The sequence below is a fragment of the Actinospica durhamensis genome (assembly GCF_018139695.1).
Classification (GTDB): Bacteria; Actinomycetota; Actinomycetes; order Streptomycetales; family Catenulisporaceae; genus Actinospica; species Actinospica durhamensis.
The window spans coordinates 1-11,943 of sequence record NZ_JAGSOG010000263.1; the positions used below are offsets into that span (position 1 = coordinate 1).

The following is an 11,943-nucleotide window of genomic DNA, read 5'->3' on the forward strand; positions in this document are numbered from 1 at the left end:
GCCCCGACCCGCCCGCGCCGCCCGCGCCGCCTGCGCGCCGCCGGCTCCGTCGGCGCCGGCGTGCTCGCCCTCGGGCTGATCGCCTCGGCCTGCTCCGGCGCCGGGCAGCCCGCCGCGGACGCCGCGAACGCGCCCTCGGCCGCCGCCTCCCCGACCCTGGTGGGCACGCTCGACACGAACCCGGCCGACCCGCCGCAGCTGCAGTCCTCGGCGATACCCGGCAGCCCGGTACCCACGACGTACCGCGCCGTGCCCGCCGCGCAGGCGCAGACGCTCTCGATCCCGTGGAGCTCGACCGCCTGGCTCGCCCACGTGCACACCGTGGCCGGCTCGAAGGCGAAGGCGGACGACTGGCAGGACCAGGCCTACATCTCCTCCGCCTGGCAGTGGTCCACCGCGCAGGTGCGCGAGCTCGAGGCGAGCATCGTCACGGATCTGCCCAGCGGCATGCCCAAGCCGACCTGCTCCGCGCAGGGCTTCACCCCCTCGAACGCGGCCGCGGTCAGTCAGGTCACGAACCTGCTGACGCTGTGCGTGCAGACCGGGCTCTCCGGTGGCTCCACGACGGCGGCCGAGTCGTGGCTGCGCGCGCAGATCGGCCCGGAGCTCGCCGAGATCAAGGGCGTGACGACGCAGAGCCGCCACGCCGTCTCCGCCACGCCCACGTTCGGCTCGGTCACGTATTACCTTTACGCCGAATACGTGACCGGCTCCGGCTATCTGATCAGCCTTCAGGTGTGGTGAGTTCGCGGCGCTGAGCGGCCAGCCGGGCCAGCGCCGCGGGCAGAGTGAGGTCCGCGGCGCTGCGCAGCAGGAGGTCGGCGTGCGGGAAGCGGGCGGGGTCGACGTGGGGGTGCGGGATGGCGATGCAGGCCAGGCCGGCGGCCTTGGCGGCGGCCACGCCGTGCGGGGAGTCCTCGACGGCGACCGCCTCGGACGGGTCGAGTCCGAGGCGGTCGAGGGCCAGCAGGTAGACGTCGGGGGCGGGCTTGTGCTCGGGCACCTCGTCGCCGAAGGCCAGCGTGGTGAACGGGTCGAGCCGGTCCACGCCGCCGAGCAGTCCGGTCACCCAGGACCTGGGTGAGCTGCTGGCCACCGCGCAGCTGAGCCCTGAGTCGCGGGCCTCGGTGAGCCAGTGCTCAATACCCTCGCGCAGCCCGAGCCCGGCGTGCAGTTCGTCGCGGTAGGCCAGTCGCCTGGTCCGGCTGAGTTCGAGGTCGAAGTCGGGTCCGACGGCCTCGGCGAGCCTTCGGTAGTGCTCGGCCGAGACGTCCCCGCCGTGATCGGCGAAGAACGTCGTCGGATCGAGTTCGAGCCCGTACTGGCGCCATTCGTACCGCCAGCACTCGAGCAGGGTCGTCTCGGTGTCCATGAGCAGGCCGTCGAAGTCGAATATGATCGCCTTGATGCTTCGCACGGGGCTCATTGAACCACGGCCGCCCTCAGCGCTCCGCCGCCCGGCGCGGGATGCTCCGGTCGAGCAGCGCCATCAGGCCGGTCAGCGCGCCGATGCCGGCGATGACGTAGGCGACGGCGTGCAGGCCCTGGTCGGTCGCGCTGTTGCCGAAGGCGATGCCGATCAGGCTGGAGGAGAAGATCGCGCCGAAGTAGGTGAAGGTCCGGTACAGGCCGGAGGCCACCGCGATCTGGTCCGAGCCGGACTGCAGGTAGAGCGTCGCCTGGTTGGCGAATCCGCTGAACCCGTTGGCGAAGCCGAACAGCAGCGACATGCCGATCAGCACCAGCACCGGCGAACTGTGCGTGATGGCGAGCATCACGATCCCGGTCAGCACCAGACACACGCCGGTCAGCACCAGCGGCACCTTCACCCAGCCCTTCGCCGAGACCATCCGCGCGAGCACGATGCTGATACCCGAGAGCGGCAGCAGGATCAGGCCGACCTGCGACGCCGTGTAGTGCGCGGCGCCCTCCATCCACTGGCTGGTGCCGTAGAGCGCGGTGTACGTGCCCAGTGACACCAGGGTCTGGCGGATGTAGGTGCGCAGCACGCGCGGGTTGCGCCCGAGCATGCGCACGTCGATCAGCGGCTTCGGTGCCCGCCGCTCCCAGCCGATCAGCAGCCCGGCCAGCACGATCGCGGCGGCCAGCAGCCACCAGCGCGGGTGGTCGACGCCGGACAGGAACACCAGCAGGCCGATGATCGTGGCGGCGAACAGCGCGATGCCGACCGCGTCCACGGTGGTGGCCAGCGAGCGCCGCTCCACCGCCGGACGCTTCTCCTTCGGCACGCCCACGAGCGTGCACACCAGGGTCAGCAGCGCCAGCGGGACGTTCACCAGGAACAGGGCGCGCCAGCCGAACGCTCCGGCCAGCACGCCGCCGAGCGGCAGCCCGACCACGATCGTGACCTGCGAGGCGATGGAGAAGTTGCCGAGCACCCGGCTCGGCACCCCGGTGCCGAGTTCGTCGGCGCGCTTGCGCACCAGCGCCATCGCCGTGGGGTAGGCGGCCGAGGTGCCCACGCCGATCAGGGCGCGGGAGACCAGCAGGAAGCCGAAGGCCGGAGCGGCCGCGCCCACGACGCCGCCGATCAGCAGGATCGTGACGCCGGCCAGGAAGACCCGGCGGGCGCCGAAGACGGTGGCCAGCTTGCCCATCGTCGGCTGCATCACCGCGCTGCAGAGGTAGAGCACGGAGATGAGCGTCGCGGTGGTGCCCGGACCCTTGTGGAAGTCCACGCCGATGCCCACGAGTCCGGTGGCGATCATCGAGCTGTTGATCGGGTTGAGGCTGGAGCCGAGCAGCAGCGGACTGATGAACCGCCAGCCGAACGGCTTGTCCGAGCGGCCGGACGGCGTCTTCGCCGCCGGCCGCTCGGCGGTGACCGCCGTCACCGGGCGCCGCCTTGGAGCAGCCCCAGCAGCTCGTCGGTGGTGCCGGTCTCGCCGATGCGCGGGAAGACGCGGGTGATGGCGTGCTCGTGCTTGCCGGCGTCGGTGTCGGTCATCGCGTCGACCGGGAGGCTGACGTGGAAGCCGTCCTCGTGCGCGGTGCGCGCGGTGGACTCCACGCCGGTGCCGGTGGCGATGCCGACGACCACGACCTGGGTGACGCCGGCGGCGCGCAGGGTCTCGGTCAGGCCGGTGCCGGAGAAGGCGCCGCGGGCGTACTTGGTGACGAGGATGTCGCTCGGCTGCACCTCGAGCTCGTCGATGAGCGCGGTCCAGTCCTCCGGGAAGACCCGGGGCCCGCCGCTGCCCTCGTCGGTGCGCCCGGCCGGGGCGCCGGCCACGTTGACCAGCACGACCGGCAGGTCACGGCTGCGGAACTCCTTGACCAGCCGAACCGACCGGTCCACCACCTCGTCGCGGGTCAGCGGCGCGAGCGGCAGGTCCACGATGCCGCGCTGCAGATCGATCACGATCAGCGCGGTGGTGGGGTCGAGGGTGGTGAAGGCCATGGTGGTTCCTTTCGATGCCCGGGCAGGCCGGGGTACGCCTCCGGCGGACGTCGGCGCGCGGGCGCGGCGACGTGCGGGGACGCGTCGGTTGACGGTGGTGACGGTGAAGGTGCCGGCGGTGTGCCGACGCCGGGTAAAGCCGTGCCGACGGAGTCGGTTTCCGTCCGGCTTGAGCCGGCCGGGCGCTCGAACCGCCGTGCGCGCGGGGCGCTAGGCCTGGCCGAGCCGCTGCAGCAGCGGGACGACCTCGGCGACCCGGGCGATCTCCTCGGGCGTGAGCGTCGCGGTGAGCGCCTCGGTCAGCCAGTCCTCCTTGGCCAGCCGACCGGTGCGGAACTCCTCGCGTGCCTGCTCGGTGAGACTCAGCACGGTCTTGCGCCCGTCACGCGGATCGGGGGCCCCGGCGACCAGCCCCAGGGACTGCAGCGCCGTGACGATGGCGGCCATCGACTGCGGCCGCATCCCCTCGGCCTTGGCCAGCTCCGTCGCGGTGGCCGAGCCGAGCGCCTCGATCCGGGAGAGCGCGTTGGACTGGGACTTGGTCAGGTCGCTGCCCGGCGCCTGCTCACGCAGACGGCGCAGCAGCTGCACCACGGCCAGCCGAAGCTGCGCCGCCACGGCGGTGGCCTCGACGGCCTCGGCCTCGATGACCTCGTCCCTGTCGTTCATGATTCCAAGCTATCACTTCACCAGCCAACTGTACAGTTGACTGTAGATCTACCAGGGTCAGCGCCGCGTCCCGCCCATCGTCTCGCCCGCGCCCCCTGCCTGCGGGAGCGGTAGCGTGGCAGCGTGGCGAGTCCGACCGAGCCAAGCTCCGCCTCCCGCAGCGGCGTCGCCGAGCGCCTGCTCGCACTGCTCGGCGCCTTCGACGCGCAGCACCGCGAGCTGAGCCTGACCTCGCTCGCGCGCCGGGCCGGGCTGCCGGCCGCCACCACGCACCGGCTGGTCGGGCAGCTGACCGCGTGGGGGGCGCTGGAGCAGGCGGAGGGCGGGGGCTACCGGATCGGGCTGCGGCTGTGGGAGGTCGGCTGCCTCGCGCCGCGCAGTTCCGGGCTGCGCCGGGCGGTGCTGCCGTTCATGGAAGACCTCTACGAAACCACGCACGAGAACGTGCAGCTCGCCGTGCGCGACGGGCTCGACACCCTCTACATCGAGCTGATCTCGGGGCGCTCGGCCGTGGTCGTGCGCACCACCGTCGGCTCCCGCTGGCCGCTGCACGCCACCGGCGTCGGGCTGGTCCTGCTCGCGCACGCTCCGGCGGCGGTGCAGGAGCGGGTGTGCGCGCGGCCGCTGGCCCGGTTCACCGGACACACCATCACCGAGCCGGCCCGGCTGCGCGCGACGCTGGCCGAGGTGCGGCGCGCGGACGCGGCGGTGAGCGACCGTCAGATCACCGATGACGCGGTGTCGGTCGCCGCGCCGATCCGGGACGCGTCCGGCTCCGTCGTGGCCGCGCTCTCCCTGGTGGTCCCGGCCACGGCGAACCCGGCGCCGCTGGTCCCGGCCGTGCGGATGGCCGCGCGCGGCGGATCGCGGGCGCTGGGGTACGGCCCCGGGCCGCGCAGTACGCGCGCCGAGGGGCACGGCGCCTTCCACCCAGTGGAAGAACCCCTTGCCGGGCAGGGCTGAACTCGCCGAACCTCTGCGTGACGGCCCCACATCGTGGTGGGCGCGTGAGCGAAGGAGTTCGAAGTGGCCGCACCCGGCATCCCGATCGTCCGCGACCAGTGGTACGTCGCCGCCTACGGCGCGGAGGTGACGCGCGAGTTCCTGGCCCGCACGATCTGCAACGAGCCCATCGTGTTCTACCGCACCGAGGACGGCGCGCCGGTGGCGCTGGCCGACCGCTGCGTGCACCGCAGGTTCCCGCTCTCGCAGAGCCGGCTGGACGGGGACCGGGTGGTGTGCGGCTACCACGGCTTCACCTACGAGCCGAGCGGCGCGTGCGTGTACGTACCCGGACAGCAGCGGATCCCGCGCACCGCCCGGGTGGCCTCGTACCCGGTGGTGGAGCAGGACTCGTTCATCTGGGTCTTCATTGGGGACCCGCAGCTGGCCGAGCAGCGCCCGATACCGCGCGCGCCCTGGCTCAACCCCGACTCCGGCTACGTGACGGTGGCCGGGATGGAGCCGATCAAGGGCCGCTACAGCCTGCTGGTGGACAACCTGCTCGACCTTTCGCACGAGACGTATCTGCACGGCGGCTACATCGGCACACCGGAGGTGGCCGAGACGCCGATCGAGACGAGCGTGGACGAGCAGACCGGCCTGGTGCGGGTGAGCCGGCGGATGCAGGACGCCGAGTGCCCGCCGTTCTACGCCAAGTCCACCGGCCTGACCGACCGGATCTCGCGCTGGCAGGACATCGAGTACCACGCCCCCTGCCTCTACCTGCTGCACAGCCGGATCGCGCCGGTGGGTTCGGTGCCGAACCCGGACGGCACGGACCCGGAGGGCTTCCACACCGAGATCACCTACGCGATCACGCCCGAGACCGACAACTCGGTGCTCGACTTCTGGATGGTCTCGCGCGACTTCGCCCGCGAGGACGCGGACGTGACCGAGTTCCTGGCCAAGTTCAACCACACCGTGGTGATGCAGGACGTGGACGCGCTCAACATCCTCGAGGGCGTCATCGAGACGGAGCCCGAGGGCTTCCAGGAGCTGAGCATCAACATCGACGCGGGCGGGCTGGCCGCGCGCAAGGTGCTCAAGCGGCTGGCCGAGGCGGCGGCGTGACGCAGGCGGAGCCGGGAGTGCAGGCGGCGGACGTGAAGGTCGTGGTGACGGAGCGGGTCGAGGCGGCCGTGGGGGTCGTCTCGCTCACGCTCGGCGCGGTGGACGGCGGGGCGCTGCCGCCGTGGAGTCCGGGCGCGCACATCGACCTGCACCTGCGTGAGGATCTGGTCCGGCAGTACTCGCTGTGCGGCGACCCGGAGGACCGCGCGCACTGGCGCATCGCCGTGCTGCGCGAGACCGGCGGCCGCGGCGGGTCGGTGTTCGTGCACGACGAGCTGGCGGTCGGCACGGCGCTCTCGGTCTCCGCTCCGCGCAACAACTTCGCGCTGCTTCCGGCGCGCCGCTACCTGTTCATCGCGGGCGGGATCGGCATCACGCCGCTGCTGCCGATGATCGCGCAGGCACACGCGGAGGACGCCGAGTGGGGTCTGCTCTACGGCGGCCGCACCCGCGGGTCGATGGCGTTCGCCAAGCGCCTGGCGACCCGGCACGGCGCGCGGGTGCAGGTGCGTCCGCAGGACGAGCACGGCCTGCTCGATCTCGCGGCGCACCTGGCCGAGCCGGACGAGGAGACGCTGATCTACGCCTGCGGGCCGGAGCCGATGCTGGCGGCGGTGGCGGCCGCGTCGGCGCACTGGCCCTCCGGTGCGCTGCGGGTCGAGCGGTTCACGCCGGTCGAGGTCGGTGAGCCGGTCCGGGCAGACGCGTTCGACGTCGTGCTGGCCCGCAGCGGCACCCGCGTGACGGTCCGGCCGGGATGCTCGATCCTGGAGACGGTCGAGGCCGCCGGAGTCGATGTCCTGTCCTCCTGCCGCGAGGGCACCTGCGGCACCTGCGAGACCGCGGTGCTGGCAGGCGTGCCAGAGCATCGTGACAGTCTGCTGACTCCGGACGAGCGGGAGAGCAACGAGATCATGTTCATCTGCGTCTCGCGGAGCCTGAGCCCCGAGCTGACGCTCGACCTCTGACGCTCGTGTGTACGGACGAGTCCGGGCGCCGCGTGGGGCGGCGCCCGGACCGATCCATTCTCGAACGCTCGGCCGAGCGGACTCAGCCGGAGGCGCTCAGCCGAGGGTGATGCCGAGCGTCTGGCCGGCGTCGCCGAAGCTCTGCCCGGCCAGCTGCCAGGATCCGTTCACGTACTCGAGGGCCAGGCCGCTGTTGCGGTTGACCAGCTTGTACGTGCCCACTCCGGCCAGGGAGGTGTTCGTCGCGGCGGAGACCGTCGCGGCGGACGAGCTCGAGCTGAGCGTCGCGGGCGTGTCGCTGCCGATCGGCTCGAGGTACCACTGGTCGCTGCCGCCGGGCGAGCCGTTGCCGCTGTTGCCGGTCGAGCTGTAGTTCGCCTGGGCCGCGCCGGTGGTCACGCTCGCGCCGATGGCGCGCTGCGCGGCCGCGGTGGCCCCGGAGACCTGCAAGTACGCGCCGGTCGCGACGTTCTCCAGCTTGTAGACGCCGCTCGGGTAGCTGGTGCTGAACGAGTCGGCCACCGGCACCAGCTGCCACTCGCCCGCCGTGGACCCGCTGCCGCCGGAGTCGGTCAGCGCCGTGCCGCCGACGGTCAGGCTGTAGTCGGAGGACGAGCTGATCGCGGTGCCGCTGCCGTCGACCGGGGTCTTGCCCACAACGTAGTCGGGCTGCGAGGACGAGTGCGGGTACATGGTCACGTCCCACATGCCGCCGGTCAGCGCGGAGACCATCCGGTATGACCGGGTGCTGATGTTCTGGTTGGTCAGGCTGCCGTAGTCGAGGCTGGTCAGGTAGCTGCTGGAGGCCCCGCTCGGCTCCACGCCGACGACGGCCAGGCTGTTGGGCTTGCCGAGGTCCGAGGTGGTGTAGACGTCGGTGTCGTAACCGACGGACAGGTACGCCTCGGCGTAGGTGTTGTAGGTCAGTGCCGACTCGTTGACCTCCGTCGGCGAGAGGTAGAGCCGGTGGGTCGTGGTGTCCTCGAGCACCATGTTGGTGACGGTCGCGCTCTGGGTCGAGCCGGCCGCGTTGGTGATCGCGATCGTAACGGCCGAGCCGGTCCCGGTGACCGTGACGCTGCTGTTGAGCGCGGGGTCCTGATAGGTGACGGAGCCGACCGAGGTGCCCGAGCTGTTGTCGATGGTGCCGGTGCTCGGGTAGGCGGTGTAGGTCGCGCCGCTAGCGTCCTCGAAGGTGAACGAGCCGCCGGAGGTCACGTAGACACTGCGGTAGTCCACGCTGGAGGCGTCCGCGCCGGTGCCGGTGAAGTTGATCTGGTCGGTCGCGGGCGTGTAGCTCGCCACCAGGCCGAGCGCGTTGCCCACGTTCCCGTCGACGCCGCCGATGCCGGGCTGGGTCCAGCTGCCGTTGTCGTACTTGTTCCAGGTGCCCGGCGCCATCTTGCCGCTGATCGGCGCGCGGGCGAGGGAGGGCCAGGTGGCCACGGTGGTGTAGCCGGGCTTCATCTTGATCGTCGTGTTGTAGACCACGTAGAAGTAGCCGGTGGAGTAGTCCACGAACAGCCGCACGCCGGCCACGCCGTAGTCCCAGGTGTTGCCGGGGGTGGCGGTGGCGTCGAAGGCGTCGTTGTCGGTGAAGGGCGAGGTGAGGATCTCGCCGCCGTAGTTCCAGTCGGTGCCGTCGTCGGTGGAGTAGGCGGTCAGGATCCGGTTGGCGTGGATGCCGGTGGTGATCCGCTGGGCGGTGGTCAGGCCGCTGGTGACCCAGGGGTCGAAGTCGTATTCGTCGTTGACCACGCCGTACCAGGTGCCGGTGGACGGGTCGACCCAGACGCCCACGACGTCGCAGTGGTCGTCCTCGTAGGGCGAGGGCGCGGCGTGCGCGGCGGCCTTGTCGACCTGGTAGCACAGCGAGCCGGACCGGTTGTAGTACGTGTCGTCGGCGACGCTGGTGGTGCTGGAGCCGACTCCGGCGTTGAGCGCGCCGAGGTCGGTGTTGGTGAAGGTGGTGGTGTATGAGCCGCTGTCGGTGGTGGTGTAGTCGGCGTACGAGGAGAGCCAGTGGAAGGTGCCGGAGGTGTCGGTGAACGCGGAGCCCGCGATGTCGCCGACCAGCGAGGAGGAGAGGGTGTGGGAGGCGTCGAGCGTGTACGTCGGGTAGAGCGGGGTGGCCGCCTCGGCGCTGGGCCCGAGCAGCGCGGCACCGAGGGCGAGCAGGGCGACGGGCAGAGCGCGACGTGGTGCGAGCAGGCGCGGTAAGGACACGGTGAGACCCCTTCTTTGGGAGGGTAAGCGCTTGCTATCCCTGGCATGGAGACATCGGGTATTGATCCAGCGGGATGCGTTGGAGTGTGGCTTCGAGTGGCGAAAGTGTCAAGAGTCGCCGCGAACCCGTAGGCAATCGAGCAGTAAGCGCGTACTATCTGGCCCATGTCTGAGCCTGACGAAGCCCCGATCGGGACGCGCGCGCTGTGGTGCGCGACGGCCGACGCCTGGCTGCTGACCGCCCGCCGCCACGCCCTCGCCGGAGGGTCGCTGATCGCGCCGCCCGGGCGCGCCTCCCAGTGCGGGCCGCTGAGCGACGGCATCGAAGGGTTCTGTCGCAGCTTCCTGCTGGCCGGGGCCCGCCTGGCCCACGGCGCGGACGAGGCCGGACACGCCGAGTGGTACGCGCGCGGGCTGGCGGCGGCGATGGGGACGGGCGGCGCGGGCGGTGGCACTCGGCCCGGGACCTGGGGGCGTGCGGTCGCGGCCGGGGAGCCGTCGGGTTCGGGCATCCAGCAGCCGATCGTGGAGGCGGCGAACCTGGCGTTCGGGCTCGCGCTGTGCCGTGAACAGGTCTGGGACCGGCTGGAGGAGGCCACCCGCGAGCAGCTCGCCGACTGGCTCGCGCACCATGCCAGGCTGCGCGCCTGGGACAACAACTGGCTGCTGTTCACCGCGGTCGTCGAGGCCTTCCTCGCCTCGGTCGGCGTCGAGGTGCCGGGCGGGCACATGGACGAGGACATCGAACGCGTCGAGTCCTGGTACCTGGGCGACGGCTGGTACAACGACGGGCCGCTGAGCGGCCGGCGCAACATCGACCACTACAACTCCTGGGTGATCCACCCGTTCCTGTGGCAGTGGTACCGGCTGCGCGGCGACGCGGCGGACCCGGCGCGCCGGGCGCGGATGCACGAGCGGCTGGCCGCGTTCGCGGGCGGGTACGCCCGCACCTTCGCGCCCGACGGCGCCCCGCTGCACCAGGGCAGATCCCTGACGTACCGGACGGCGGCGGTGACCGGCCTGTGGACGGCCGCGCTGGCCGGGGTGAGCCCGCTCTCCCCCGCCCGGACCCGGAGCCTGTGCACCGCCACGCTCCGCCACTTCGAGCAGCTCGGCGTCACCGGGGCCGAGCCGCCCAGCCTCGGCTGGCGCGCCGCGCACTTCGAGCCCTCACTCCAGGTCTACAGCGGCCCGGGCTCGCCGTACTTCGCCGGCATGGGCTTCCTCGGTCTGGCCGCCGCGCCCGACCACCCGCTGTGGACCGCGCCGGACGAGGACGAGCACGACGACGCGGCACCCGGCGGCTCGGACGCACCCGGCGGCGACCGCGCCGAGGTGACGGCGTGGCGCTCCGTCGGCTGGGTCGCGGCCTCGCGGCGGGACGAGGGCGTGGTGCGCGTGGCCAACCACGGCGCCGACCACGAGACCTTCCTGCCCGGCGGCGGGGACGATCCGCACTACATCAAGTTCGGCTACAGCACCCACACCGCGCCCGGCACCGGCCCGGCCTGGCAGGACGGCGGGATCGACGGCCACTTCGCGCTGCTCGACCCGTGGCGGCGCTGGACCCGCCGACACGCGATCGAGGAACCGCGCGTCACCGCGGAGGGCGTCGCCGTCTCCACACACACCCCGCGCGACCGCTGGGGCGCCGCGCTGCCGGACACCCGCGTCATATCCGCGTCCTGCTTCATCGACACGCCGGACGGCGGGCTGTGGGAGATCCGCGCCCACCGCGTGCTCGGCGGCGCGGGCTGGGACCAGGTGCGCGAGGGCGGCTACGCGGTCGCGGCGGACGAGCAGCCCCTCGGGGCGGGCAAGGACGGGGGCGCGGCCTGGGCCCTGGGGCGCACCGAGGTCGCGGCGGTCTTCGCAGCCGTGGTGCCGCTGGCCGGGTACGACGTGGCCGACACGGTCGCGTACCAGGGCTCGAACGCGCTCGGCGAGCACAGCCTGACGCCGTATCTGGTCGGCGAGCGCCGCGGTGCGCTGGACACCGTCCACGTCTCCGGCCACCTGCTGCGCCTGCATCCGCTGCCGGCCGAGGGTTGGGCGCCGCAGCACGAACTGCCGCTACCGCCCGCCGTGCACGTCGACCCGGCCACCGCGACCGTCACCGTGCGCGTGGACGGCACCGAGCGCACGCTCGAACTCGAGCCGCCTCGATAGCCTGGACCCCATGGGGGCAGCATCGCGGGTGATCCGCTTCATCTTCATCGCAGGCTTCGTCGAAGGTACGTGCGCGCACGCCTACGACGTGGCCTGCGGAGGGCTGCACGCCTATCGCGGATTCCCGCTGGTGAGCCAGGTGCTCTTCCAGCTGCTGCTGGTGATCGATCCGCTCGCCGCGGTCCTGGCGTGGCGGCGGATCCCGGCCGCCCCGCTGCTCGGCGCCGCGATCATGCTCGCGGACGCTGCGGCCAACTGGCAGGGCAACTGGCCGTCCGTGCGGGCGGACCCCGGGTTACTGCTGCGGCCCTACGGCCTTTCGATGATCACCCTGTTCGGGCTCTTCGTGCTGGTGACGGCGCTACCGCTGCGCCGCTCGCTGCGCGCAGGGCGCGACGCCGCCCACCCCGCCCCGGC

Annotated in this window: 10 protein-coding genes and 1 pseudogene; 6 read left to right on the plus strand and 5 right to left on the minus strand. The window is 72.3% G+C overall.

Translation table 11 applies throughout. From position 1 onward, the window contains the following. Positions 1-744, plus strand: a pseudogene (locus KDL01_RS33075) (hypothetical protein); the annotation flags it as partial. On the opposite strand, the gene KDL01_RS33080 reads toward KDL01_RS33075, so the two are convergent. The 4 genes from KDL01_RS33080 to KDL01_RS33095 all read right to left on the minus strand — a co-directional run bounded on the left by KDL01_RS33080 (position 725) and on the right by KDL01_RS33095 (position 4,090). Beyond that, positions 725-1,417 carry an HAD family hydrolase gene (locus KDL01_RS33080; protein ID WP_212532618.1) on the minus strand — a complete coding sequence of 231 codons (693 nt, stop codon included), beginning with the start codon at positions 1,415-1,417 and terminating at the stop codon, positions 725-727. The pseudogene KDL01_RS33075 and the gene KDL01_RS33080 overlap by 20 nt on opposite strands. Before the next feature lie 25 nt (positions 1,418-1,442). Next, positions 1,443-2,855 carry an MFS transporter gene (locus tag KDL01_RS33085; RefSeq protein WP_212532619.1) on the minus strand — a complete coding sequence of 471 codons (1,413 nt, stop codon included), beginning with the start codon at positions 2,853-2,855 and terminating at the stop codon, positions 1,443-1,445. Beyond that, positions 2,852-3,421: an isochorismatase family protein gene (locus tag KDL01_RS33090; RefSeq protein WP_212532620.1), complete on the minus strand. Its 570-nt coding sequence runs from the start codon at positions 3,419-3,421 to the stop codon at positions 2,852-2,854. Before KDL01_RS33090 ends, KDL01_RS33085 begins: the two co-directional genes overlap by 4 nt. Before the next feature lie 210 nt (positions 3,422-3,631). Then, entirely contained in the window at positions 3,632-4,090 is a 459-nt protein-coding gene (locus KDL01_RS33095) for a MarR family winged helix-turn-helix transcriptional regulator (protein WP_212532621.1), read from the minus strand. 123 nt (positions 4,091-4,213) lie between these two features. Here KDL01_RS33095 and KDL01_RS33100 point away from each other — a divergent pair, with 123 nt between their 5' ends. From KDL01_RS33100 to KDL01_RS45590, 3 genes are all read left to right on the plus strand, one after another. After that, on the plus strand, positions 4,214-5,053 hold the full coding sequence (locus KDL01_RS33100; RefSeq protein WP_212532622.1) for an IclR family transcriptional regulator: 840 nt from the start codon (positions 4,214-4,216) through the stop codon (positions 5,051-5,053). Positions 5,054-5,116: 63 nt separating this feature from the next. Next, the gene (locus KDL01_RS45585; protein WP_307846728.1) at positions 5,117-6,163 is read left to right on the plus strand and encodes a Rieske 2Fe-2S domain-containing protein; all 1,047 of its coding nucleotides are present in this window, start codon (positions 5,117-5,119) and stop codon (positions 6,161-6,163) included. Then, a complete protein-coding gene (locus tag KDL01_RS45590) occupies positions 6,160-7,131 on the plus strand; it encodes a PDR/VanB family oxidoreductase (RefSeq protein WP_307846729.1) in 972 nt (323 codons plus the stop codon). Before KDL01_RS45585 ends, KDL01_RS45590 begins: the two co-directional genes overlap by 4 nt. A gap of 96 nt (positions 7,132-7,227) precedes the next feature. Here KDL01_RS45590 and KDL01_RS33115 read toward each other — a convergent pair whose 3' ends face one another. After that, positions 7,228-9,357, minus strand: coding sequence for an RICIN domain-containing protein (locus tag KDL01_RS33115; protein ID WP_212532623.1), 2,130 nt, complete (start codon positions 9,355-9,357; stop codon positions 7,228-7,230). A gap of 165 nt (positions 9,358-9,522) precedes the next feature. Between KDL01_RS33115 and KDL01_RS33120 the strand changes: the two genes are divergently transcribed. Further along, entirely contained in the window at positions 9,523-11,526 is a 2,004-nt protein-coding gene (locus tag KDL01_RS33120) for a DUF2264 domain-containing protein (protein WP_212532624.1), read from the plus strand. Positions 11,527-11,536: 10 nt separating this feature from the next. Then, on the plus strand, positions 11,537-11,943 hold a 407-nt coding region (locus KDL01_RS33125), incomplete at its 3' end, for a hypothetical protein (protein ID WP_212532625.1).